Below are 26,005 nucleotides of genomic sequence, written 5' to 3'. Positions count from 1 at the left end.
TCAATCAGCAACAAGTTTATAGTCGACTACTGCTGTTAAGCCCGTGGCGTAAACAGCAAATAATGATTAATAACATCCCCTATAATTTAATCATTAGGTGGTTTGTACTGTGGCGTTTAAGCTTAACGCCAGATCAACCATCTCCTCAACGTCCATCCATCACAGAGCTATTACCGCAACGGCGTAGAAAATCCATTGTGATAGCGATATATGCCGGATTAATAAGCGCGATTAAACTCACGTTGGTGATATTGAGCTATTCTAACCTCATATAAATATCGCACCTCACAACCATTAACCCACGGCCTATTTTAGTGTAAACTCGAGCTCATCTTTTTAACCTGTTAAAAGCATCACTACATGACTCAAGCCTTGTTTTACCTTATGCCTGATAATCATAATCAAATGAGTGCATTAGATGCGCTGTATTTAGCTGCGTGCAGGTTAGCTGAACAACAATATCGCCAACAAAAAACCGTCTACATTCACTGCAAAGACAAACAGCAAGCGTATGCAATTGACGAATTACTGTGGCAATTTGAGCCCAACGCTTTTGTACCACACAACTTAAAAGGTGAAGGCCCGATGACGGGCGCACCTGTGGAAATTGGTTTTGATACCTTAGGGCCAAATAAAAGTCGCCAAGTTCTGATTAATCTTGCAGACCAAATGCCCAGTTTTGCGGTAAACTTGCCCCATATTATCGATTTTGTCGCTAATGATGACGAACTCAAGCGCATTGCTCGCAATCGCTACCGTCAATATCAGAATGTAGGCATTACGCCCAGCACTCAAACATTAGCTGAATAAACACTTAATTTAGATAGAGAACATAACGCTCCTATGGAAAAAACATACAACCCAAAGTCTATCGAACAAGCCCTTTACCAAAACTGGGAAGAGCAAGGTTACTTCAAGCCGCATGGTGATGAATCAAAAGGCAATTACTGCATCATGATCCCGCCACCGAATGTAACTGGTAGCTTGCACATGGGTCATGCCTTCCAAGACACCATCATGGATACCCTTACCCGCTTTGAGCGCATGAAAGGTAAAAATACCTTGTGGCAAGTCGGCACCGACCACGCGGGTATCGCGACTCAAATGTTAGTTGAGCGTAAGCTTGAAGCCGAAGAAGGTAAAACTCGTCATGATTTAGGCCGTGACGCTTTTATTGATAAAGTGTGGGACTGGAAAGAACAGTCTGGTGGCACGATTACCAAACAGCTTCGCCGCATGGGCGCATCAGTTGACTGGGATCGCGAACGTTTCACTATGGATGAAGGCTTATCAAAAGCGGTTCAAGAAGTGTTTGTTCGCCTGTACGATGATGAATTGATTTATCGTGGTAAGCGCCTAGTTAACTGGGATCCAAAGCTACACACCGCCATTTCAGATCTGGAAGTTGAAAACAAAGAGAAGCAAGGCCACATGTGGCATTTTCGCTATCCTTTGGCCCAAGGCGCATTAACTAGCGATGGTAAAGATTACCTAGAAGTCGCCACGACTCGCCCAGAAACCATGCTAGGTGACAGCGCAGTAGCCGTGCATCCAGATGATGAACGTTATCAGTCTTTGATTGGTAAGTTCATTCTTTTGCCTGTCGTAAACCGTTTAGTACCGATTGTTGCCGACGATTATGTCGACATGGAATTTGGTACTGGTTGTGTAAAAATCACTCCAGCCCATGACTTTAACGACTATGAAGTCGGTAAACGTCATCAACTGCCTATGTACAACATCTTCACCTTAGATGCCGCCGTACGTAGTTTTGTTGAAGTGATTAACACTGATGGCACCCCAAACAAAGACATCGAAATGGCCTTACCAGAGCGTTATGCTGGCCTGGATCGTTTTAAAGCCCGTGATGCTATCGTGGCTGAATTTGACAGCTTAGGTCTACTTGAGAAAGTCGCTCCGCACGGCTTAAAAGTGCCTTATGGCGATCGCTCAGGTGTGGTGATTGAACCATTATTAACCGACCAGTGGTACGTGGCCGTGCAGTCAATGGCCAAAACGGCGATTGAAGCGGTTGAAAATGGCGACATCAAATTTGTACCGCAACAATACGAAAATATGTACTTCTCGTGGATGCGCGATATTAAAGACTGGTGTATTTCACGCCAACTTTGGTGGGGACACCGAATTCCAGCTTGGTACGATGAAAATGGTAAAGTCTACGTTGGCCGTAACGAAGCTGAAGTCCGTGCTAAACACAAATTTGCAGACTCAGTAATATTACGTCAAGACGATGACGTATTAGACACTTGGTTTAGCTCGGCATTATGGACTTTCTCAACCTTAGGTTGGCCTGACAACTTAGAAGACTTAAAAACCTTCCACCCAACCGACGTGTTGGTCACAGGTTTTGACATCATCTTCTTCTGGGTTGCGCGGATGATCATGATGACCATGCACTTCATTAAAGATGAAGATGGCAAGCCACAAGTACCATTTAAAACCGTTTACGTTACCGGTCTTATCCGTGACGAAGTCGGCAATAAAATGTCAAAGTCTAAAGGTAACGTACTTGATCCATTAGACATGATTGACGGTATCGAGCTTGAAACCTTAGTTGAAAAGCGTACTGGCAACATGATGCAGCCGCAACTGGCGGCAAAAATTGAAAAAAGTACCCGTAAAGAGTTTGCCGACGGCATTGAAGCTCATGGTACCGATGCACTGCGCTTTACCTTAGCTGCAATGGCTTCAACCGGCCGCGACATCAACTGGGACATGAAACGTCTTGATGGTTACCGCAGTTTCTGTAACAAGTTATGGAATGCGTCACGTTACGTGTTAATGAACACTGAAGTGCAGACAGATCCAGATAGCGATGAAGCTGGCGAGCCTTTAGATTGCGGTCAACTATTGGTTGATGGCAAACCAGGTGCGATGGAATTGTCGCTAGCCGATCGTTGGATCATTGGTTTATTTAACCAAACCGTGAAAACCGTTGAAGACCATATGGCTGCTTACCGTTTCGACTTAGCCGCTAATACCTTATACGAGTTCACTTGGAATCAATTCTGTGACTGGTATTTAGAATTAACCAAGCCTGTTATGCAAAATGGCACTGAAGCGCAAATGCGCGGCACTCGCCACACTTTGGTCAATGTGCTTGAAAAAATGCAGCGTTTAATGCATCCATTTATGCCGTACATTACCGAAACGATTTGGCAACGCGTTAAACCGTTAGCTGGCGTCACTGGTGACACCATCATGCTAGCATCGTTCCCAACTTATCAAGCAGATCAAGTTGATGCGACCGCGATGGCCGATCTTGAATGGGTTAAGCAAGTGATTGTAGCGGTACGTAATATTCGTGCAGAGCTTAATATAGCCCCATCAAAGCCGCTTAATGCGTTACTGCGTGGTGTCAGCTACGAAGATCGTATACGTCTTGAAGCAAACCAAACATTCTTTGCTAGTTTGGCTAAACTTGAGACGATGACTATTTTAGCGGAAGGTGAAACGGCACCAATGTCGAGTACTCAGTTAGTCGGCAATATGGAGCTATTAATCCCAATGGCAGGTTTGATCGATGTTGGCGCCGAAATGGCCCGTATCGATAAACAGCTAGAAAAGCTTGCTCAAGAAATTGCCCGTATTGAAGGTAAATTATCTAATCAAGGTTTTGTGGCTAAAGCCCCTGCGGCCGTTATAGATAAAGAACGCGCTAAGATGGCAGATTTAACTCGTGACATTGAAAAATTAAACGAACAAAAAGTCGAATTAGCTAAGATTTAACTGAAAGCCTCTATTTACCTTGGGGTTTACTCAGTTTACACAAAGCGTTCTATAAAAAACCAGCGAGTAATTCGCTGGTTTTTTATCTTTGTTGATGTGACTCATGGCAATAATTAACGCTTTATTTTGTTCAAAATTGAAACTTTGATATCTCACTTTACATTTTTGGTGTATAAGCTTCGGCCAATATCATCATTCTATTTAATGGGCTAAAACCATGTCTGATAAATTCTTTTTTAAAGGTCGTCAAACCCCTAAGCCGGCTTATGGCGAAAGTGGTTATAACACCAAGCGCACAGCTAAACCTGGTACAGAAGCATTACCGCTTAAGTTGTCTGTGCAAACCGAGGCGCGTAAAACGGAAGTTGCCGCAATGGTTGCTGAAAAACAACTCTTTGCCAATATCACTATTGAGGCTGACAAGCCTGAAAACATTATCGAATTAAGTGGTTTATTGAATAAACCTAAAACGGTAAAGTCTGAAGCTAAGCCTAATCGCAATGATGCTTGTCCTTGTGGCAGTGGTAAAAAGTACAAAAAGTGTTGTGGTGCCTAAACCGTAACAACAAGCTTAGCCCTGAGTATTTACATTTTTATATCAACATCTCAAATGAGAATGGCCGTTACGCAGTTACAGATTTTTAAGCTGTTACGAGCCAATGATTAAACAAAAAAGCGGATCATTTGATCCGCTTTTTTATTGGTTTTGGATATTTCAGCAGAACTTAGGTAAAGTGTCAGCCTTTGTTATAAAAATGATATAGAACATAAAATAAAAGGGTGACTTATGAGCACTAATTCACACTCAGGCAACGATCTGAGTGAAGTAAAACAATTGGGAATGTGGGCCTCTATCACCAGTCTCGGCTATATATTTTGGCTCGTTGGCGGCATGGAGCTGGTTGAACGTATCGCCTATTATGGCGTCAAGGCCAGTGCAGGCTTATACGCTAAATCTCCGGTGTCACAAGGCGGTTTAGGCATCGACTTGCACGACTACGGTATTATTCTTGCTGTTTGGGCAATGCTACAAACCTTTATTCCTGTTATCACTGGCGGAATTTCTGATCGTGTCGGATATAAAGAGACTATCTTTGTGTCCACGATTATAAAAATTTCGGGTTATCTCACCATGGCTTTACTGCCCAATTTTTGGGGTTTCCTTATTGGTGCGATGTTACTCGCTGCAGGTACAGGGGTCTTTAAGCCCGGTATACAAGGCACTTTAGTGCTGTCGACAAAACGCGAGAACACCTCTATGGCTTGGGGGATTTTCTACCAGGTCGTTAACATTGGTGGCTTTCTCGGCCCATTGGTGGCGGTGCACATGCGTCAGCTATCGTGGGACAACGTCTTTTATGCTTGCGCCGCGATAATCTCATTTAACTTCTTATTTTTACTGGCTTATAAAGAACCGGGTAAAGCTGATCGCATAGAGCGTGCACGCCAAGTAAAGTCAGGAGAACGGCAACAAGAAGCACTGTGGAAAGATGCCTTAAGAGAACTTAAAAAACCGATAGTAATTTACTACATGCTGGTGTTTGCTGGTTTTTGGTTTTTATATAATTCACTGTTTGACGTATTACCGATCCACATTGCCGAGTGGGTTGATACTAGCGTTATTGTCACCTCGCTATTTGGCCCTGAAGGCACCAGTAACGGCATATTACAGTTCTGGTTGGGATTAAATAATGACGGAACTAAGGTTATGCCAGAAGGCATGCTAAACCTGAACGCCGGTATGATCATGACCACCTGTTTTTTAGTGGCCGCGTTTACCGCAAAATACCGGATCACCACCACTATGCTATTTGGCTGCATCTTAAGTATTGCCGCGATTATGTTAGTGGGCGTATTTAATGCGGCATGGATGATTGTGCTGGCAATTGTGATGTTTTCTTTCGGTGAAATGATGATTAGCCCAAAGAAAAACGAGTTTATGGGTAATATTGCCCCTGAAGGCAAAAAAGCCATGTACTTAGGCTTTGTCATGTTGCCGCAAGGGATTGGTTGGACATTAGAAGGCTACTTTGCCCCTAAGCTTTACCAAATTTACGCCTCTAAAGAGATCATCTCTCGAAATGAACTGGTTAGCCGTGGCATGAGCCAAGTAGATGTTGATAGCATTCCGCAAGGTGAAGCCTTTATGCGCTTAGTCGACTTTACTGGCATAGAAGCACAACCCCTAACGCATATGCTTTATGAAGCCAATAATATCGGCATGGCTTGGTATATTATAGGTGCGATTGGGATTATTTCTGCGGTGGGTATTTTTATCTATGGAAAATGGTTATTGACCATGCAACGCCAACAAGCAGCTTAATTAAACAGATGGCATAACACTTACCAGTAGGTTTATGTTGATGAATAAAAAGGGAAGCAGCAATGCTTCCCTTTTGTTTTCTTGTTCTAAATACATTGGTCGTTTTTAATAAAAACCTAAGAAAACGACCCTGTAGTTAACGTCAATCTTATTAACCCTGTTCTCATTAGCGACTCTGTTTATTGCCTATTTGTCGCTACTGTACCTCAAATGGCATCCGCAAAATAACAGACGAGAGCCTGCAACCTCAACAACTTACAGATTTATGTATCCAGCTAATGAAGCCATCGTCTGTTGTAGGTAAACACCGCCACGCTTCATGATGCAATTAAGGTCAATACGGCATTAACCTCAATTCAGTGGCCAATTAAATAGCGATAACTCAAGCTGCTAGCTTTCAGAATTGATTGAGTTGATTAGATTGAGTTGGTTAGATTGAATTGGATTGAGTCGAATTGAACTGGGCTGGATTAAATCTAATCAGCTTGGATAGCTAATTTTTCGAGTAGTTATACTGATCACGGATGAGCATTAAGTGCTTATACCCTGATAGATAAAATGAATAAAAAAGGAGGCATTGCTGCCTCCTTCTTACTTACTTTCTTAAGTGATGATTAAGAAGTTATTTTATAACTAGTGCGCTGCACCTGAGTGAACTTTATCAAGACCATAAGTTTTACCTTCAGCATGACAAGTCGCACAAGACTCAATTGGTACACCGGCAGCAGACATTACGTTATCACCAGTAACTGTCGCACCATTACTCTTGAAGTGAGCTAGAGCAGCAGGACCAGAGTGAGCGTGACAACTACGACATGCTTCAGCGACAGGAGAAATAAATTCGCCACCACTGATTGCAATTGCAGTTCTACCAGATGTTAACGTACCAGTACCAGAGAAGAATGGCATAGCATCTCCCGCAGCATTGGCATCTTTATGACAAGCTTGGCAATTTGTTTTAGTTGCAGGATAGTTAACCCAAGTTTCACCATCTGTACCTAAGTAAATGCCAGCACCTGTGCTACCTGCAAACAAACCACTGTGGAAACGGTGAGCAACAGTAACTAAGTCACGATTGGTATAAGTTAATCCTTCAACCACTTCAAACGTAGGTTCGCCATCAGCATCTACACCAGCTTGCTTGTAAACATCAGCATGATATGAACCTGCATAGTTGTTGTTATGACAATCAGCACATTGTGTAAAGTTAGTCACACCATGGTTAGGTGATTTAATGTGAGATAAGTTGCCATGACAAGCATTACATTTAGCTTCATCAGCCGTTGTACGGTCGTTACCAGCCTGTGTAGGTGAGGTATAAGCTGTCAACTCAGGACTAACGAAACGTAGATTGTCCTCAGTTAATACGCCTTTAGCCGCAACTGCATCAAACATAAAGAACTTAGTCACTATGTTTGCTGGAACAGGTACATCACAAGCACCAGTATCGGTACCTGCACCTTCAGCTAGTTTGGTATTAACAACAACCATATCGGTCGTTGTATTGCCACACATGTTCATTTCAGAAGAAACTGAAAGTATTTTGCCGTCTAACTGGTTAGGGTTAAGTGCTTTAGTTAAGGTTAACTTGCCACTTTGAACCACGAACATTTCAGGATTAGAAGCAGTATTGATACTTAAGCCACGCACATAATCGCCATTGCTATCAAGTGTACCGATTAAAATATCATCGCCTGCTTTAGCTTTGTTTAAGTACTGAGTTAAATCAGTACCATCAGCCGCAACCGCACCATTTAATTTAACATCAATGATGACAGTTAATACGTCTGATGCGACTTCAGCTGAAGCGACTTCTAGTACCAAACCATTTTCAAAGGCTGCACGGCGGTCAACGCTGTGAGCTTGCATTGGGCTTAAACTACCAGCGCCATGACAACCTGAACAATTCGCGTCACTTGCTGGCACAATACCTCTGTGATTTTCACCAGTCTTTAAGTTCACATTGACGTGACATGACAAACAGGCTTCTGCATAGATATTGTCGTTCCACTGGGTGCCACTATCATGACAAACAGTACATTCGTTTAACTCAGCAGGAAATCCGATTCCACCAAACATATCTTTGGCTTCACCAGTTAGAGAGTCAGCAATATGATGACCCGCATGAATGGTATGGATCATGGCATTGAAGTTGACGTTAAAACCAACTGCCGGGTCGTCTTGTCCACCAGCATAAGCAGGATTATGACAAGCTACACAATTTTCAACTTTTTGGTAATTATGATGAGCACCAATGTTGCTAATGCGCATATCAGTATCAGCGTAACCTTCCATTGGGCTATGACATTTAATACATGCAGCATTAGACACTGAGTCTTTTGCAGAAATAGCAAGTTCGCCAGTAGCAGGAATAAAATCAACCGGAGTTGATAAAATCTTATCACTTACTGCTGTACCATCAGCCATAGTAACGTCATAAACACGGATCATCACCCGCACTAAATCGTTTGCATCACCACTTGCTAGTACCACAGGCGCATTACCATCATGTGCCCAAGAACCAGTATAAGTACCTGGGTTAGCAGGATCTTCAACTAATGTACATGCATCAACGACAGACCCATCACGTGCTGTCGTACTACCCTCTAAATTACAATACATGCTGCTACCAAAATCATTAGCAAGTGCATGGTTTGTCCATAACATTGGCGCACCAGTGTCAGTAGTATTCGCTGATTGACTGGTCACATATAACGCTACTCTCTCGAGTCCTGAATATGGAACGTCCGCTCCGCCACTTCCTTTACCTGTTGCAGTAAATTTGAGGCTAAAAGGATCTGTACCTACTACTACAATATCTGTAGGAGCCAGTGTTAAGGTAAAGTCATAGGCATTTTCAACTGTTGTAACGACCGAACCAGCTGGTGTGCCCGGAGTTCCATCAGCACCCGGTGCTCCAGGAGTACCTGCTTCACCTTGGGCACCATCACTGCCATCAGATCCACAACCTGTCACACCTAATGCAGCAATAAACGCTGCAGCAAGTAAGGTTCTATTATATTTTTTCATTTTAAATCCCCCGATTTAAATTTGTAGGTTTTACACTTATAAAGTATAGGGAAATAGAACAAAACACCCGCGCGCTGTAACAAACCTGTGAAGCTTGGTTGCAAATTCGTTAACAGGAATCGATAATTTTAGTTTTGAGTATCCATAAAAACGAAACTGCCAATTACAGATTATGTAACCATAAAGAGGTAGTTGAGGGTGAGTAAAATACAAATGAAGATAAGAGGATAAATAAAAAACCGTAACACATTGAATTTACGCGTTAATATATAAAAAAGATCCAGATCACACGTTAATCATGCTGGATCTTATTTCATAAAATGATAAATACTTATATCAACAATGACTTAGTGATATCAATTATCATTTGCTTGGTCTCTAACGAGTAACGACGATAATGCTCTGCACGCTCAATTAAACAATAACTTGGCATCGCCATAACGCTGTTAAGCTTATTAAATTCACTGTCGGGTAGTTTCTCTACTCGCAGTTGTGGAATTTGCTGTGCAAACGAACCTTCATTGCAAATCGTTATCGCCAAACTGTCCATGGTGAGCATGTGCCAATACCAATCCTCAAGCTTAGCAACGCACTCTATATCTTCGATGAACAAACCGTTGGTTTGACAATAAAGCTCTAAAGGATCAATACGGCAGTTAAAACCTTTGCAACTTAAATACACAATTGAATGTTGAATGATATTTTCTAATTTAATCTCGTCAACACTAGTCCAAAATTCATGGTTAACGTTACCCACAACACAAAAAGACTTCACATTGGCAATTGGGGAAGCCTCTAGACCATGAGCATTCTGAGTATCAAAGCCAATGCCAAAATCGAGCTCACCATTATAAATCAACTCTTCGGTGTCAACTTGCCAGCTATGAAGGCTCACCTTACCGATAACATTACGAGGCAATTTACTGAGTGCAATGGCGACGCTGGTAATAATACTGGGCGAGACAGCGATATGTAGAATGGGCATTTGATGGTGATTTTGACTTTCATCTGCCACACGCTCAATTTTACTTACCATGTCACACAATTGACATACTGGCTGATACAAACGCTCAGCTAATGGCGTTGGTTTTAATCCCTGTTGGCGACGAAAAAACAACTCATCATTAAAAATCACTCTTAACGATGTTAAACATCGACTAATTTTAGGTGCAGATACCGCAAGCTCTTTGGCGGCAAAGTTAGCAAAGCCTGTCTCGTAAATAAGCTTAAACACCAACAAACTAAATACGTCTAATTCGCTGACTTTTTTTAATGCTTGAATATCCACATATCACCTAATCTGCTGTAATGAGGCGATTAAATTAACATGTATTCAAATAATAAAAATTGATCTAGTGCTGAAAAACGCTATCAACTTCAGCTTTTGTTAATGCACGAAACTCGCCAGCTAACAAAGTGTGATCCAGCACAATATCGCCAACAGATTCGCGATGTAGCGCAACTACCGGATTACGAAAACGACCAAACATACGTTTAATTTGATGGTACTTACCTTCACGCAACACTACCCGAGCTTGATGACTAGATAAAAGCATCAATTGTGCCGGTAACGTAGTGATATTTTCATACTCAAAATACATCCCATTCGCAAAGGCCTCAACATATGCTTGATCCAGCGGATTGGCTAAGGTGACTAAGTACTTTTTGTCGACTTTATGATCTGGAGCCATCAAAGCCTCCGACCATTTAGCGTCATTGGTGAGCAATAATAACCCAGTAGAATGTAAATCTAATCGCCCAGCTATATGCAGCATCTCAGTATTAATGCCCGTCATTAGCCCCAATGCCGTCGGATGCTTATCGTCAATCGTGGCACTGACCACTCCGTCAGGCTTATTAAGCATATAGTAGCGTTTTTGATAATGACGTAGCACCACACCATTACACTCAATATGAGTAAACTCATCAATTTGTAAATCTAGTGACTTAGCAAATTGACCATCAACACGCACTTTATTGTTGATTAATAGTTCGCGCACGGCTTTTTTAGGGATCTGTAACGTGCCAGCAATAAATTGATCGAGTCGACCTCGTTTAGACACCATAAAACTTCACCAATATAGAATGATACCAATTTGTTTAAGAATACCTTATTCTGTTAAAAGGCAAAAACATTAAGGAGTAACATGCTTTCGCAACCTGCTAGTACAGTTTTGCGCTCAGATATGACTAGCGCCGAATTAAAACAGGCGATTAAGTCACTGGATCAACATTTACAAGATAACATTTTTCAGAGTGCCATTAACGACACCTTGAATAAGCGATCGCAGTTTTTCGATGCACTATTATGCCAACTCTGGCACCCCTTCGAATTAGACCCTGCGCGTATATCGCTTAATGCTGTTGGTGGTTATGGCCGCCAAACCTTACACCCTTTCTCCGATATCGATATTTGTGTTATCCATGATGGCCAATTAACACCTAAGGAAGCGGCTGCTATCAGCCAATTCCTTACCCAACTATGGGATGTAAACCTTGATTTAGGTCACGCAGTTCGCAGCTTAGACGACACATATCAAGCCTGTAAAGACGACGTAACCATTGCAACCAGTTTACTGGAAATCCGCCATTTATCCGGTAACCATCACCATCAGCAACAAGTTCTCAATGCCCTTTACGGCCAAGAGTTATGGCAAAGCCAAACGTTTTTCAATGCCAAACTCAGTGAACAGCAAGAGCGTCATGCCAAAGCACAAGGTACCTCATACAGCATTGAGCCCAACCTTAAAACCAGCCCTGGGGGAATGCGCGATATTCAAACCCTTACCTGGGTTGCTCGCAAGCATTTCGGCGTATCCAGCATGCAATCACTTCGACGCTTTGGTTTTTTAACCAATGATGAATATGCTGAATTAATGGAATGCCAACACTTTTTATTTAGGGTGCGCTTTGCCTTGCATCAATCAGCCCAGCGTGGTGAAAATCGTTTGTTGCTGCAATACCAAGCTGAAGTGGCAAAATTAATGGGTTTTGGTGATGGTATGCCCATCGGCGAAAGCGGCAATATTGCTATCGAAAAAATGATGCGCCAGCTGTTTCGCGCCATGAAGCGCATCGGCGAATTAAACAAAATTTTAATGGCCTATTTCCAGCGAGAAATTATTCCAGAGCTCAATCCACACATTATTGTGATTAACGAGAATTTTGAAATTGTCGATAAATACATTCATGTTCGTGATGAAACCGTGTTTATCGATCGCACCCAGATTATGGCGTTATTTGAATTTATCGCGATTCATCACGACAAAATTATCGGTATAACCGCAGAAACGCTACGTTCACTGCGCCAAGTGAGACGCCGCTTAATGGGCGACTTACAAGACTTTCAGCTGTGTCGTGAACAATTTAAAGCGATATTTGTTCACCCTCAAGGCATGGGACTGGCGATTACCTTAATGCATCAGCACGGTATTTTAGCGTCTTATTTGCCGCAATGGCGTGAAGTCGTTGGCCAGATGCAGTTTGATTTGTTCCATGCCTATACTGTTGATGAACACACCCACAAAGTGCTTAAAAATATTTACACTTACGGCCACGACATCAAAACCTTAGATAAAGATCTCACATTAGCTGCTGATATTTATCAAAAAATGTCCAATAAATCGACACTCTTGTTTGCCGCATTATTCCATGATTTAGCCAAAGGACGCGGCGGAGATCATAGTGAATTAGGCGCAGTCGATGCCAGTTTGTTCGCCAAGTTCCATGGTTTAAAAGCCTCACAAGAAAGACTCATTTGCTGGTTAGTAGAACATCATTTATTAATGTCTATTACCTCACAGCGCATGGACATCTATGATCCTGAAGTGGTCAACGCATTTGCCAAAAAAGTCGGTACATTAGCCCGTTTAGATGCTCTATATTGCCTTACCATTGCAGATATTCAGGCAACCAATGATGATCTGTGGAATGACTGGAAAGCATCACTGCTAAAAGACTTATATTTTGTCACCCGCAAAGCACTTCGAAGTGGTTTTGAAAATATTCTGCAACTGCGAACCTTAGTGCGAGAGCACAAACAAGAAGCGCTCAATTTATTGGTTGATGAAAACAACAGCGAAGAGATTAAAAAATTATGGCGTCGATTGCCTATCGCCTTTTTCAGTAATGCTGAAGCTGATGATATCGCCCGCTATACCCAAGCAATGATTAATCACGATCTTGCGCCAGCGACAGATAATCAATACAACACCCTTATTTTACTCGACGATGTGGTGGTAAAAGGCTGCAGTGATGTGTTTGTTTACACCAAAGACCGCCACGGCTTATTTGTAAAATTATTCAATACCTTAGCAACATTACGCATTTCGGTTAAACAAGCACAAATTGCCCGCACTAAAGATGGCTATGTGGTCGAGTCATTTAAAGTACTCGACTTCGACGAAAAACCCATCACCAGCGAGCAACGCCGCAAACAAGTTATTGATAAGTTACATCAAGTACTTGATCAGGGCATTACTTTATCGAAAAAGCGTCAGTCCAGACGGCATCAAAGTTTTGATAATCAACCTAACATCGAATTTTTGCATTCACGCAAATCGACTCGTAGTTTAGTTAATGTATCCGCACTAGACACCAGTGAATTTATGGAACAAATTGCCAGTGCGTTCAGGGAATTGGATTTAAATATTCATTCGGCCACCATCAGTACGGTCGGCGAACGTGCAGACAATGTGTTTTTATTATCCAATAAAGACGATCAACAATTAACCCCAGAACAACAGCAGCAATTGTCGGCAACATTAATGCAAGCAATTACCGCCAAACAATAGCAAGGCTTATAAGCCAGTCAGTGGATAAGAATATGATTCAACAATGTTGATTTACTGGGTCATGAGCGGCTTAACCGCCATGGCCCGCCTATTTCACCCTTAAGCATACTTTGAGCAAACAGATGACTATGCGATAATCATGCCCATCAACTGCCGTTCATTAGGTCATCATGTCACAAGCCTTTCGTTATACTGCTGAATATGTACTCGATAAGTCGTACTTTGAAGAATGCTATCAGCAATCAGTTAATCCCAATCCGTCACCAAAACGTTTTATTAAAACCGCTGTGTTTGCACTGATTGGTTTGGCTATTTTAATGCTCGACGCTATCAGTTCTGCGGCCATGAGCACCAAAGAAACCTACTATTTAGGCTACTTTTTCATTGGTTTAGCGGTTGTTGAGTTTTTAAGTATTCGCTTTAATAAAACCTGGTGGTTATGGCGTCAAATGATGAGTAAAGCGGCAGGTGAACATGTCAGTCTGACCATCGATGATAAAGGCATCAACAGTCAGTCGCTGCATGTAAATCAACAGATTTTATGGACAGATATTTATCGGATTACTGAAACGGATAGCGGTTTATTAATAAAGCTCGAAAAAACCACTACTTATTTATCTAAGCGTTGTTTAGATAAAAGCGCTATTGATTTTATCATAAATAAACAATAACTTAGGCATTACTCCAGCAATGAATAACTTGGCGATTACGCTAGCGCAATCGCCACCCGTTGACGAATATCACTCAGTAACTCAGCCTCAAACCATGGATTACGGCTCAGCCAAATATTATTACGCGGGCTAGGATGTGGAAGTGGAATGTAACATGGCCCAAAGGTGCGCCATTGCAGTACGGTTTCGGTTAAGGTTTTCGGTTTATCGCTTAAGTAGTACTGCTGTGCATATTGGCCCACCAGCAAAATCAACTTTACATTTACGAGTTGCGCTAACAACAGACTGTGCCATTTAGGCGCGCACTCAGGTCTTGGCGGTAAATCGCCAGACTGGCCCTTACCGCTATAGCTCCCAGGAAAGCAAAAGCCCATCGGCATGATAGCGATATGCTTCGCATCGTAAAACACCTCTCGGGTGATGCCTAACCATTGGCGTAATCTGTCGCCACTGGCATCGTCAAATGGGATCCCCGACTGATGTACCTTGCGACCAGGGGCTTGACCAATGATCAATATTCTCGCTTGGGGATCGATTTGCACCACAGGACGCACACCATTAACTAAGCTAGAAGCACAAAGCTGACAATTTTTGATTTCAGTCAGTAACCCTGTCATATCAATCCCATACATTTTGCATATAAAATCATAAAAAGCCCTTAAATAACCCTATCCAAGGGAACTAAGCTACAGTAGTATTTGTCGAAATAATAAAGTTCTCCCAAGAAGGAACACCCATGCAAGCATCCCGTATTACCCTAACCACATTAGCTGCAATATTCATCAGCAGCATAGCAATCAGTTTTAGTGCAGCTGCCCTTCCTCAAGCACCAATAAAAGATGTGGTGTCTTTAAAAGATGCTTGTAAGCAAATTGCAGTTGAAGATCAACTACCTGAATCTGAGGTTGGATCGTTTTTATTAGACTGTGTGAACGACCAGTTAACTGAAATGGGCTATGAACGGGTTACTAGCCTAGATTAAACAATATTATCGCTAAATATTATCGCTATCGTGAAAGTATCAACTAACGCGATAAAAAAACGCCTTTATGGCGTTTTTTTATCGGTGATTCAAACTTAAAATGCTTGGCAAAATATGCCAATCGATGCGCCAATCCCAACAAACCAAGTCAATGATCGCATGGTGCCATAATTCAATAAATACATCACATGGTAAACCAACCGCGCGACCACATGCACAATCGCTAATAACGCAACCATATCAGTAACATTATTAGTGATTAACGCCGTTAACACAGCAATACCAAAAATGATTAACGACTCAAACGCATTTTGATGCCCAGCAGCTGCTCGTGCACCATATCCGGTTAACTGAGCTTGCTGCGACCGCGGGTGGTTATTGTCATATTTGCCCAATTTAGCCATTGCCATTGCTAACGGTACTTTTGCCACATAAGGCAATAACATCGCAATCAATAAACATATCAGTATCGTCTGCATAATCTGTCCTTTTTATTAGTTATTAGTATTCTCAAGTCAATGCTATCGATAAAATAGTCAACTTATCTCGTCTTATTACGCCATCGTAAGTTAACACATCCACAAGATTTCAGTCACTTGTCTTGACGGTTACCTGAAACTGCTTTCCAATGAGATCGATTGTTAGGGGCAAACGTTAAGCTTAATGAATCAACGGCTGAGTCATTAGCGTGATGACATAAACATCCATCTAAACAGTAAGTCGCTAAAGCAGCATTAACTCTGTTGAGCAGGTAACCAAACTTTGACACTTAAGCCCCCTTCTGGGCGACTTTGCAGGCTAATTCGGCCACCGTGAGCTTCAATGATTTCCCGGCATAAGGGTAAACCAATGCCAGTACCAGACTGCTTGGTAGAATAAAAGGGCAACAGTGCCTGCGACAATACTTCGCTAGACATCCCCGAACCTTGATCATTCACTTTTATCAATAAACCAGCAACTGGATGGGTAATATCTTCAAAAATCAGCGCAACACTATCGGCATCCGCACCTGATTCATGGGCATTTTTAAGTAAGTTAATCAGTACTTGTTCAAGTTGAACCGCATCAAGCTTAATCGGCATTTGCGGCAGAGGCGATAACACCTGAAACGGATATTGCTGCGCCAGCTGTTGGGTCATCTTAGACCAATCAATTAGCTGTTTTTGTGGTAAAGGTAACTTAGCAAACTGGGCGTAATGAGAAATAAACTGACTTAAATGACTGGTGCGATTTTCAATAGTATCAAAAATCAGTTGCAGCTTAGTGTTGTCTAAATGTTGAGTTAAAAACCTACCTGAGTTAACCATAGAAGCGATAGGAGCCACTGAATTATTGAGCTCATGGCTGATAATGCGGATCACCTTTTTCCACACGGCGACTTCTTGGCGATTAAGCTCTTTAGTGAGTTGTTTAAGTAAAATTAAATGATGTTGCTGATTATTTTGGGTAAAGCGACCGCGGGAAATATGCCAGGTTTCAACATCATTCTCATCGATACTATCGCCTGAGCTGCTGCCCATCGAAAACAGCCCTTCTTGCTCACTATTTAATGCCGTTTTAAGCGCTTCTGGCAATATCGCAATCAGTTCAGGTAACAACATACCTTCAACTTTAACGCCATGATTAAACAAATGTCTTGCCGCGCCATTGGCATAAATAACTCGCTGTGAGTCATCAATTAATAACATCACATTTGGCGAGTTTTGAATCACTTTATCGAGCATTAACTCGCGCTGATAAATAAATTGTCGTTCGCTGCGCAGTTTTGCCGATGCTTGATTGTATAAACTCACCAAAGCATCAAGTTGCGGCTCACCATAAGGATGCAGCGACACACTAAAGTCGTTGTCTTTAAAGTTTAATAAGCCGATTTCCAACGCTTGCAGGCTGTCACTTAAGCGCTTGGTAAGCCACATACTGCAAAAGTAGCACACAGCCAACATTAGTAGCACAGCCAACCATAGCGAGTTATCACCTAATGTCAGCCACACTAAAGCCCCTGCCATTGCGGCCAAAAGGCAGCTTAACATGTTGCTTAACACGACTTTAGTGCGTAACGATAACATCATGGCTTAGTGACTCTAATCGCGTATTTTTCCATCCGCCGATACAGGGCTTGCCTGCTTAAGCCAAACGATTTAGCCACTCTGGCAATAACGCCATTATATTGGGTTAATGCAGCTTCTATCTGTTGTTTATCAGGCTCAAAAATAAGACCCGCACTGGCATCATCTGACTCATTCTGCTCAAGAGCATCATTAACAAAATATTGATTTTTAACAGCTTCACTTGAATGATGCAGTCTTGAAACCGCAGCCACTTGAGTAGCCGTGTTCGGGTTCAAGCCAAAGTCGTGCAGAGTAAGCTGGGCAGATTTTGCCAGTAATACCGCTCGTTTACAGGCGTTTTCTAATTCGCGTACATTGCCTGACCAACAATGGTTAAGTAACGCCTGCTGGGTCGTTTTATCAAGACTAAAGTTAGTGCCAATAAAATGTTTCACTAAGGGTAAAATATCATCTTGGCGTTGATGTAATGGTGGCACGCTCAGTTCAATCACATTTAAACGGTAAAACAAATCTTCACGAAATCGCCCATTGAGAATGTCATCGGCTAAATCGGCATTAGTTGCACTAATTACCCGTACATTGACTTTACGAGTTTGATGGCTGCCTAAACGTTCAAACTCGCCTGTTTGCAGCACTCGCAATAACTTCACTTGACCAGACAAAGGCAAATTGCCTATTTCATCTAAAAATAACGTGCCGCCATCAGCCGCTTCAAAACGGCCCATACGAGTTTTATTGGCCCCCGTAAAGGCGCCGGCTTCTGCGCCAAATAGCTCAGCCTCTAATAAATCTAGCGGCAAAGCGCCAATGTTGACCTTAATAAAAGGTTTATCTTTTAGTGGCGAATTAGCCTGTAAAATATCGGCGATTTTATCTTTACCCGCGCCATTTGGGCCAGTGATCATCACCGACACATCAGAACGTGCCACTTGTAACGCCAAATCAACACAGCGCTGCATCGCGCCACTACCAAATACTAGCCCACATAAATCAGCACCATTAATGGCCGACATCCGCTCGCTGTGTATGCGACTTAATTGGCTATTTTGTTGTGATAATCGATAAATAGATAATAAGTTGCTAATGCTATTGAGCAGCTTGGCGTCATCCCAGGGTTTGCCCATGTAATCAGCCGCGCCCGCTTTAACCAGTTCAACAGCAGTTTCAAGTTGAGTCCAAGCGGTCATTAAAATAATCGGTAAATTAGGCTGTAATTTACGTAAACCATAAAACAACTGTTTACCCTCTTCACCCGAAGTGGTATCACGGCTAAAGTTCATGTCTTGGATCACCAAGCAGATCTCTTTATGAGTGACAATCTCAACTGCAGCTTCTGGCGTGTGACAAAAAATAGCCTGATAGCCATGCAGTTCAATCATCAGCGCAAGGGCTTGGCAAATGGCATGGTTGTCGTCAACAATTAAAATATTATCCATTACTTTGATGTAATTCTCATTGGTTAAACTCCAAAACGCGATGTTGATTGAGCACCTTTGCTAGCCTAGCACGCTAGCGCAAAGCTAACTAGATTGCGAATAAAATCAGCATGACTCTAGACGCTGCGCGTCGCCATCGCAGGTGAAATATTGGCCGCTTTAGCCGCGGGAATAATAACCGCTAGCGTGGTAACTATCAGTAAGCCAACCACAGATGCTATCGGATAAACTACCGGCACCATTGGTAAGCTATACAGTTTCATTAATTGCTGTCCCAATACAAGTGATAACATGCCGCCAATAACACCACCGACAATACAAATCAGATAGTTTTCAACCATAAAATATTCAATGATGTCACGCTTACGAGCTCCCAATGCACGGCGAGTGCCGATTTGTTTGGTGCGACGTTGAATATTAAACATCACCATACCCGTTAATCCTAGCGCAGTAATGAGTAGCAATAACACCACCATAATACTTAATACGGTCGCCATTAAACGGTGGTTACTGTAAGTCAGGTTTCTGATTTCACTCAGAGTTTGAAAGTTATCAAAAACCCGATTGGGATTTTCAGCATGGAGGGCTTTTCGGATAGCGTTTTCTAACGCGGGGATGTGTTCAGGTAATGCCCGTACCATATAAGATTTATTACTGCTGTTGCCGCCAAAATCGATATTTTGGATCACGCTGTATTCAAAGTTCTTGTTATCAACCCAAGCCCCTTGCAGTTTATCAACCACGCCAATAATGGTAACACTTTGCTCTCCTTGATACATGGTTTTACCCAGCGGCGATTCATCTCCCCAAAAGGCTTTAGCTAAAGGTTGCGACACTAGCGCCAGCATGCCGCTATCACTCAAGCTGGTATTAATTTCATCTGCCGTAAAGTTGCGTCCGGCAATTAACTTAGCGCCCATCACATTGAGCAAATGCTCGTTACCCAAGTAAAATGCAAAACCTGGAGTGCTTTTGGCCGTATCTTCATTTGGGCTGTCAACATAGCGATCCATCCAACCACTGTCACTTAAGGGCAACATATTGCTAGAACTGGCATCGATAACATTAGGAAGTGAACGTAAAATCTGTTGATCTACCTCATTTTGCTTAAGATTATCAACGGCTGGGTCGAAGTTATAAACACTGAATGTGAGTATTTGATCTTCTGCATAGCCCGACTCACGCTGCATTAACGACAAACGCTCGTTAATAATAAAGCTAGCATTGGCGACAATCGCAACAGACAAAATGATCTGTAATAGCAATAAAACCGGCGCGCTTTTACTGCGCAGTAAACTGGATAAAATCGGTTTGATATGTAGCATGGTGATGTCCTTGTTTATAATCCGTTATTGGGCTTTTAAATACACGCTGGGTTTAGTGCGACACACTACCCATGCAGGATAAACCCCTGCCAATATCGCCGTTGAAATAGCGATAATTGGGGTGATAAACCACATACTGAGATCAAGCCCAGTGACACTTTGGTCCACTGAAAAATAGCTGTGTAGCGCCGTTAACGAACCCCATGCCCATAACAACCCGACGACCCCACCAATAAAGCCAATCATGCCCACTTCGACCATGTACTGGCTAAAAATCTGTCCACGGCTAGCGCCAATCGCACGACGGACCCCCACCTCTGGCGCACGCTTTAAAAATTTAGTCAGCAATAAACCGAGAATATTGACTAAGCAAACGCTTAAAAAAAGTAAGCTTAAACCGACTAATATTTTGTTATCTTTGGGCACCACTTCATTATCTTCAAGCCATTTGCTGATATCGCTAATTTGCACTGATTCGCCAGCGGTTTTAGCCGTATCAGTAAAGCGGCCAATGGCTCTTTGTTGCTCGACATAACGGATTAACCACGCTAAATAACTTTGTTTTTGCTCATCGGTTTTGAGTTCGGTCCAAAATTGAATCCACACTTTTTCTGACGTTAATCGATCCTTGTAAGTGAGCATGGGTTCAAATCTCCAACCACTGGTATTGCCCCACACATCAAACTCTTCTTGTTCGGTTAACGAAAAAGGAATAAATATTTCTTCAGCATCATTAAATGCGCCATTAGTTGGATCGTAATATTTAGGCTGTGGATTCCAATCTTCAATCACCCCCACAATCTGATAAGGCTTACGATCTAAAAACACCGTTTTACCCACACTGTTTTTGCCTTCAAAAAAGCGTAAATTTAACTTTTGGCTAATGACAACTTGGTAAGCTGGGCGTAAATCAACGCTGGCATCCCAGTAACTGCCATATAAAAATGGTACCGAGAAAATCCTAAAAAAGTCTCTGTCGGTAACTCGCACACTTTGCAATACTGGTTCAATCTTTGGATTATCAGACTGCAAAGCTAACCCAGTACGATAACTGGCAGCTTTAAGGCTTAACTCATCGTTATTACGCAAATTCATCGCATCGATATAAGTAATATTGGCAATAAACTCATCCCACGTATCCAATCCTTGGCTCCACAACTGTACCGAGTTAATCACTTCACTGCGATCACCTGCCGGATTATAAGACATGGTTTTATAGACATTTAACGTGGTAATGGTAATTCCAATCCCAATCGAGATGGCTAACACCATTAACATCGATAACATCGGCGTTTTACGTATGCTTCGCCATGCTAAATCGCAATAGTAAAAAAACATAATATTCCCCTTATGCGATTATCGCGTGCCTGTGGCAGCTTGTTGATACATGGAAAAGTCACATACTTGGCCATCGACAATTTGAATATTGCGCTGCGCGCGACGTGCAAGTTCGGAGTCGTGAGTCACCATAATAATGGTGGTGCCTTGTTGATTAATATTCTCAAGCAGCTCCATCACCTGACGCGCCATTAAGCTGTCTAAATTACCGGTAGGTTCATCGGCTAATAAAAATCGAGGTTCGCCCGCTAATGCTCGCGCAATCGCTACGCGTTGCTGTTGTCCACCCGATAATTGTGTCGGTAAGTGCTTCATTCGCGCACCTAAACCCACTTGCTCTAATGCTGACTCGACTCGACGCTTACGCTCACTGGCATTCATACCGCGATAGCGTAATGGTACTTCGACGTTTTCGGCTAAATTGAGATCAGGAATTAAATTAAACCCCTGAAATATAAAGCCAATTTTTTCATTACGCACTTTGGCACTTTTGTTATCGCTTAAATTCGATACATTGACGCCATCAAGACTGTATTGCCCAGATGAAAACCCTTCAAGTAAACCGGCAATATTCAAAAAAGTGGTTTTACCTGAACCCGATGGGCCCGTCACTGCCACAAACTCGCCTTCATTCACTTCCAGATTAAAGTCACGTAGCGCATGGGTTTCAACTAAATCGGTTTTGAATACTTTACTGATGTTTTTCATGGATAACATAATGGCTTCCTTGGTTAATTCGGTTGTCGCATCCCAGCGCTTATGGCTGATAATGTGAATCTTACTAATCTGAATACTGTTGTTTTAATGCTTTTTTTAATGCTATGAGTGTTGTTATTATCGGTTTAGGTGATATGTCGTGGTCGCTGATTTGATTAGTGCTGCCAGCAACAGTACCCGCTAGCCGTGGCTAAAACAGCAGCTTAATGTTGACCATATCGCTAATATCAATATGCAAGCGAACGGCCGGATTGACCCCCGTTAGCCGAGTTGAAACCTGGCTGCTCATGTCAATTAACTGCAAACTCACCGATAACCAATCGGTATGATTATCAATGCGATAACTCACGGCTATTGCGAGAACAAATAAAGCAGCGAGTGCGATAAGCTGTCTACGTTGAATAAAAGTCATTGAATGTCCTTACTCAGTTGAGTGTTTCGTTATTTGCTTAAGTCATTAACTTAGTTGCAGACTTGCTTAGCGGATCTGAATATTAGGTTCATTTTTAAAGCTTTCGGTACCTGATATCACCCAAACATCCCCTTCGTCACCGCCTTCAATCACTTCAACTTGGCTCATACTGCGTGCCCCCAGTTTGACGGTTTTCTTATGAGCAACCGCATCATTCACTTGATAGGCCACTTCACCGCCAAGATTGAGAAAATCACCGCGTTTTACTATCAACACATTGGGTCTGTTTTCCAGTAATACTCGGGCAGATAAACGCTGGTTTTGACGTAATGATAAGGTGTTGCTGTCTGCAAAACGCACTCGGGCAGTCACTTCGCGGTTACGCACCTCAGGTGAAATTGACGACAATTGGCCAACCACATTAACGCTACCAAAACTCAACTCAACATCCATTCCCAAGCCCAACTCATCGGCATAGGATTCTGGCACCGCAAGCTCTGCTTCAAAGGCGGTTAAGTCGACCACTGTTAGCATTGGCTGACTCGGACCGATACGGGCTTTTTGCTCCACCAGCCAGTTACCAATAATGCCGCTAACCGGAGCAATAATATTCAGAGCATTGGCTTGACGAGTTAACTCTCTCACCACTAAATCTTGACGTTGTACTTCAAGAGTACGGTTTTTAATTTCAAAACTCAGGGTATCGCGCATTAACTCAACTTCTTGCTGGGCATGCTTATGCAGTAATTTAGCTTTGTGTAAATCATCTTTGCTTTTTTCAAAATCGATTTTGCTGATCAAACTCGACTCAATCAATTGATCGCCACGACGGCTTTCACGATCCGCAGCTTCTAAATCCACTGTCGCCATGTCTAAAATCTGACTGACACGAAGTTGCTCGCGGCGGGCGTCTAACTTGGCACGTTCTAAACTGCCCTGCATCCCTTCAAGCATCGACTGCTGTTGTTGTAATTCACTTTGCAAACGTGGGCTCTCAATTTTAGCGACTACCTGTCCTTGCTCAACTTCATCACCTGGTTGGCTCAGTAAAGTCACCACACCTTCTTCGGTGCTATATAAAATCGGCGCATTAGCAGCCACTATTTTACCGGTAGTGGCTATATCACGAACTAAGGTTCCACGAGTGATCGTTGCTAAGCGTAATTCAGCGCCATCAACTGAACGCACCGAACTGTCATGGCCCAAACTCGCCCACACCAATGCACTCATCAATATTGCACCGCCACCTATAATTAAGGGTAAGCGCAACTTACGACCTAACTTAGGCGCAATAACAGTATCTTGGCTACTTGTGTCTTTAATCATCTTAGTTCCTTAGGTACGCACAAACCGCACCCACAACTTCACATTTATACCAAGATAAAGCACAAGCCATGCCAATAGTTATTTATTGTTATTTTTCATAATGATAAGTATTTAAAAAGATAACCGAACACTCTAAAAGTGTCCGCGGACAGATGTATAAACTGTCCGGTCATTGAGAAAGTGTCCGAGCGGACACTTTTAAAAGGAGATGTTGATTGGTCTTGGCAATTTCGTATTAATTAAGTTTAACTAAAACCATAGCTTTATTAGTACTTATTGCCTGCAGCAAGCTTAGTGCAGATGATTCACCGAGACGCCGCAAGCACATCCATGTGGGCTAAACCAAAACATCCATGTTTTGGATACTCGCTGACTCATCTACACCAGTAATTTAACTCTCTTCGATTTAGCCTCATGGTTGTCTGCAGGTAAGACAAGTAGGGATACTAAGCATATATGTAAAAAATGAGTGATAACGATTAGGCATCAATTATAGTGCGCGTGTTATTTTGGCTTTTTGGCACTTAAAAAAGCCTCTCCGACTTCTTTGACATAATTATCTATTATTTTCATAAACAACAATGAATCTTTGTAGTCCAAACCACTATTTTCATCTTCAATATACGAACTTAAAAAGGTAGTTGTAACTTGAGCTAGGCTGATAGCCGTAAAGTGAGCAGGTTCAGTTAATCCCGAGTTTGATTGACCACAAAGCAACATGTCTTGATTTGTCTCTTTCATTGCATATAGCGACATCATTTCGTAATAATCAGAATGAATATTACGACTCGCACGCTTGTAATTATGTGACCATTTATCTAGTTCAACAAACTCACGTAACTTATCTATTTTCTTATATCCTGTATGCTTCCGAGCCCAATGCCATCCGGAGTCACCATTAGTAATTTCTTTTTTTAGAGCAGAGTACTGTTTAGCTTCTTCATCCGAGAAAGTTTCTTTTCCCATCGCTTCTGCAGTTTTTCTGTGTTCCTCAATTATTTCTGCGGTCTGGACCATACCATGTTTAATATAATCAACTGCAGCCTCTCTTCCACATTTTTTGATTACAAAGCACGTCACTACTATTTCATATAGCGTTCGCCAACGTGCTAACGCGGCATCAGGATATCCACCTTCTAAAAGATGAATTATCTCTCCAGAAATTCTGCATGCATGAGCATGTTGTCGCATGAGAACACCAACTAGCTCGTCATTTTCGTATCTTGGTAGTTGTAGGAATTGATGTTGAAAATTGATTCCAGCTTGTAGGCATGTTTCTCTTAAAGCATGTAACTTGGTAAAACCAACATCCCACCTTTCGCGATTTCTGTTAGTAAAAGCATCATGTTCTGAGATAACACGTTTAACATTACTTTTTTCTTGCTCTTTGGTATCTTCAATCAACACCCTTGATGCCAAGTCAATGACAGATTCGTAATCTGGACTGTCTCCATTTTCCCGGAGTTTTGCTTCAGCAAGTTCTAACAATTCCTCGAACAATATTTACTCCAAACTTTATAGAATAACAACGTTTTATTATTTGTACATTGTGCCCATTTACAATGGCATAAATCGCTTGTTGGACTTGGCTGATACCAAATCCATATTAACCGGTAATTCTTTATCTAACGTAAGATGCTATAGGAATTTGATTTTTAACGGTAGTTGTTTTTTGTACAACCTTTAGGCTAATTGCCTGTTCTGATTACACCTTTTTAAGTAAATTCTTGGTGAGGAATTCTTTTACCAAATTAAAACTCATACCACAGTCTATCTTAAACATTCAGGATCCAATACTTTGAGGACGTTGAAGAAAATAGCGTGAGCCTGACA

The 26,005-nt window shown here is 42.1% G+C and carries 20 protein-coding genes; 7 read left to right on the top strand and 13 right to left on the bottom strand.

All coding sequences use genetic code 11. The features are described from left to right. Positions 1-360: 360 nt before the first annotated feature. The 4 genes from H5123_RS09645 (at position 361) to H5123_RS09630 (ending at position 6,073) form a co-directional block, all read left to right on the top strand. Positions 361-810 (top strand): DNA polymerase III subunit chi, encoded by a 450-nt coding sequence (locus tag H5123_RS09645; RefSeq protein WP_124015645.1) that lies wholly within the window; start codon positions 361-363, stop codon positions 808-810. A gap of 33 nt (positions 811-843) precedes the next feature. After that, on the top strand, positions 844-3,750 hold the full coding sequence (locus H5123_RS09640; protein ID WP_182697827.1) for a valine--tRNA ligase: 2,907 nt from the start codon (positions 844-846) through the stop codon (positions 3,748-3,750). 217 nt (positions 3,751-3,967) lie between these two features. After that, positions 3,968-4,306 carry a PBPRA1643 family SWIM/SEC-C metal-binding motif protein gene (locus H5123_RS09635; RefSeq protein ID WP_182697826.1) on the top strand — a complete coding sequence of 113 codons (339 nt, stop codon included), beginning with the start codon at positions 3,968-3,970 and terminating at the stop codon, positions 4,304-4,306. Between the two features lie 231 nt (positions 4,307-4,537). Continuing rightward, a complete protein-coding gene (locus H5123_RS09630) occupies positions 4,538-6,073 on the top strand; it encodes an MFS transporter (RefSeq protein ID WP_124015642.1) in 1,536 nt (511 codons plus the stop codon). A 633-nt stretch (positions 6,074-6,706) separates the two neighbouring features. Here H5123_RS09630 and H5123_RS09625 read toward each other — a convergent pair. From H5123_RS09625 to H5123_RS09615, 3 genes are all read right to left on the bottom strand, one after another. After that, entirely contained in the window at positions 6,707-9,103 is a 2,397-nt protein-coding gene (locus H5123_RS09625) for an OmcA/MtrC family decaheme c-type cytochrome (RefSeq protein ID WP_182697825.1), read from the bottom strand. A 331-nt stretch (positions 9,104-9,434) separates the two neighbouring features. After that, entirely contained in the window at positions 9,435-10,391 is a 957-nt protein-coding gene (locus tag H5123_RS09620) for a LysR family transcriptional regulator (RefSeq protein ID WP_124015640.1), read from the bottom strand. Between the two features lie 64 nt (positions 10,392-10,455). Continuing rightward, positions 10,456-11,169, bottom strand: a complete 714-nt coding sequence (locus H5123_RS09615) for a 16S rRNA pseudouridine(516) synthase (RefSeq protein WP_182697824.1) — start codon at positions 11,167-11,169, stop codon at positions 10,456-10,458. Between the two features lie 81 nt (positions 11,170-11,250). Between H5123_RS09615 and glnD the strand changes: the two genes are divergently transcribed. Beyond that, entirely contained in the window at positions 11,251-13,896 is a 2,646-nt protein-coding gene (gene glnD / locus H5123_RS09610; protein WP_182697823.1) for a [protein-PII] uridylyltransferase, read from the top strand. Positions 13,897-14,066: 170 nt separating this feature from the next. Next, on the top strand, positions 14,067-14,567 hold the full coding sequence (locus tag H5123_RS09605; protein WP_124015637.1) for a YcxB family protein: 501 nt from the start codon (positions 14,067-14,069) through the stop codon (positions 14,565-14,567). 35 nt (positions 14,568-14,602) lie between these two features. Here H5123_RS09605 and H5123_RS09600 read toward each other — a convergent pair whose 3' ends face one another. Continuing rightward, positions 14,603-15,190 (bottom strand): uracil-DNA glycosylase family protein, encoded by a 588-nt coding sequence (locus H5123_RS09600; RefSeq protein ID WP_404948307.1) that lies wholly within the window; start codon positions 15,188-15,190, stop codon positions 14,603-14,605. A gap of 113 nt (positions 15,191-15,303) precedes the next feature. Between H5123_RS09600 and H5123_RS09595 the strand changes: the two genes are divergently transcribed. Continuing rightward, complete coding sequence (locus H5123_RS09595) at positions 15,304-15,549, top strand: hypothetical protein (protein ID WP_182697821.1); 246 nt, start codon at positions 15,304-15,306, stop codon at positions 15,547-15,549. Between the two features lie 95 nt (positions 15,550-15,644). Here the strand turns inward: H5123_RS09595 and H5123_RS09590 are convergent, their stop codons facing one another. The 9 genes from H5123_RS09590 to H5123_RS09550 form a co-directional block, all read right to left on the bottom strand. Next, a complete protein-coding gene (locus H5123_RS09590) occupies positions 15,645-16,028 on the bottom strand; it encodes an MAPEG family protein (protein WP_124015634.1) in 384 nt (127 codons plus the stop codon). Positions 16,029-16,283: 255 nt separating this feature from the next. Beyond that, complete coding sequence (locus H5123_RS09585; protein ID WP_182697928.1) at positions 16,284-17,615, bottom strand: PAS domain-containing sensor histidine kinase; 1,332 nt, start codon at positions 17,613-17,615, stop codon at positions 16,284-16,286. Then, a complete protein-coding gene (locus H5123_RS09580) occupies positions 17,615-19,054 on the bottom strand; it encodes a sigma-54 dependent transcriptional regulator (protein WP_182697820.1) in 1,440 nt (479 codons plus the stop codon). Before H5123_RS09580 ends, H5123_RS09585 begins: the two co-directional genes overlap by 1 nt. A gap of 116 nt (positions 19,055-19,170) precedes the next feature. Further along, entirely contained in the window at positions 19,171-20,379 is a 1,209-nt protein-coding gene (locus tag H5123_RS09575; RefSeq protein WP_124015632.1) for an ABC transporter permease, read from the bottom strand. A gap of 24 nt (positions 20,380-20,403) precedes the next feature. Then, positions 20,404-21,717, bottom strand: coding sequence for an ABC transporter permease (locus H5123_RS09570; protein ID WP_124015631.1), 1,314 nt, complete (start codon positions 21,715-21,717; stop codon positions 20,404-20,406). An 18-nt stretch (positions 21,718-21,735) separates the two neighbouring features. Continuing rightward, on the bottom strand, positions 21,736-22,434 hold the full coding sequence (locus H5123_RS09565; RefSeq protein ID WP_124015630.1) for an ABC transporter ATP-binding protein: 699 nt from the start codon (positions 22,432-22,434) through the stop codon (positions 21,736-21,738). 190 nt (positions 22,435-22,624) lie between these two features. After that, positions 22,625-22,846 (bottom strand): hypothetical protein, encoded by a 222-nt coding sequence (locus H5123_RS09560; RefSeq protein ID WP_182697819.1) that lies wholly within the window; start codon positions 22,844-22,846, stop codon positions 22,625-22,627. Between the two features lie 66 nt (positions 22,847-22,912). Next, a complete protein-coding gene (locus H5123_RS09555; protein WP_124015628.1) occupies positions 22,913-24,172 on the bottom strand; it encodes an efflux RND transporter periplasmic adaptor subunit in 1,260 nt (419 codons plus the stop codon). A 504-nt stretch (positions 24,173-24,676) separates the two neighbouring features. Further along, positions 24,677-25,672: a DUF5677 domain-containing protein gene (locus tag H5123_RS09550; RefSeq protein ID WP_182697818.1), complete on the bottom strand. Its 996-nt coding sequence runs from the start codon at positions 25,670-25,672 to the stop codon at positions 24,677-24,679. Positions 25,673-26,005 lie beyond the last annotated feature (333 nt).

It is taken from the genome of Shewanella sp. SR43-4, assembly GCF_014163845.1.
GTDB lineage: Bacteria > Pseudomonadota > Gammaproteobacteria > Enterobacterales > Shewanellaceae > Shewanella > Shewanella vesiculosa.
This window is presented reverse-complemented; position numbering and strand designations above follow the sequence as displayed.

Bases quoted from the DNA above. Each gene is read 5' to 3' on its own strand.
- H5123_RS09605 (WP_124015637.1), top strand. From the start codon at position 14,067: ATGTCACAAGCCTTTCGTTATACTGCTGAATATGTACTCGATAAGTCG.
- H5123_RS09615 (WP_182697824.1), bottom strand. From the start codon at position 11,169: ATGGTGTCTAAACGAGGTCGACTCGATCAATTTATTGCTGGCACGTTA.
- H5123_RS09560 (WP_182697819.1), bottom strand. From the start codon at position 22,846: ATGACTTTTATTCAACGTAGACAGCTTATCGCACTCGCTGCTTTATTT.
- H5123_RS09565 (WP_124015630.1), bottom strand. From the start codon at position 22,434: ATGTTATCCATGAAAAACATCAGTAAAGTATTCAAAACCGATTTAGTT.
- H5123_RS09555 (WP_124015628.1), bottom strand. From the start codon at position 24,172: ATGATTAAAGACACAAGTAGCCAAGATACTGTTATTGCGCCTAAGTTA.
- H5123_RS09570 (WP_124015631.1), bottom strand. From the start codon at position 21,717: ATGTTTTTTTACTATTGCGATTTAGCATGGCGAAGCATACGTAAAACG.
- H5123_RS09595 (WP_182697821.1), top strand. From the start codon at position 15,304: ATGCAAGCATCCCGTATTACCCTAACCACATTAGCTGCAATATTCATC.
- H5123_RS09585 (WP_182697928.1), bottom strand. From the start codon at position 17,615: ATGTTATCGTTACGCACTAAAGTCGTGTTAAGCAACATGTTAAGCTGC.
- H5123_RS09640 (WP_182697827.1), top strand. From the start codon at position 844: ATGGAAAAAACATACAACCCAAAGTCTATCGAACAAGCCCTTTACCAA.
- H5123_RS09645 (WP_124015645.1), top strand. From the start codon at position 361: ATGACTCAAGCCTTGTTTTACCTTATGCCTGATAATCATAATCAAATG.
- H5123_RS09580 (WP_182697820.1), bottom strand. From the start codon at position 19,054: ATGGATAATATTTTAATTGTTGACGACAACCATGCCATTTGCCAAGCC.
- H5123_RS09630 (WP_124015642.1), top strand. From the start codon at position 4,538: ATGAGCACTAATTCACACTCAGGCAACGATCTGAGTGAAGTAAAACAA.
- H5123_RS09575 (WP_124015632.1), bottom strand. From the start codon at position 20,379: ATGCTACATATCAAACCGATTTTATCCAGTTTACTGCGCAGTAAAAGC.
- H5123_RS09625 (WP_182697825.1), bottom strand. From the start codon at position 9,103: ATGAAAAAATATAATAGAACCTTACTTGCTGCAGCGTTTATTGCTGCA.
- H5123_RS09635 (WP_182697826.1), top strand. From the start codon at position 3,968: ATGTCTGATAAATTCTTTTTTAAAGGTCGTCAAACCCCTAAGCCGGCT.
- glnD (WP_182697823.1), top strand. From the start codon at position 11,251: ATGCTTTCGCAACCTGCTAGTACAGTTTTGCGCTCAGATATGACTAGC.
- H5123_RS09590 (WP_124015634.1), bottom strand. From the start codon at position 16,028: ATGCAGACGATACTGATATGTTTATTGATTGCGATGTTATTGCCTTAT.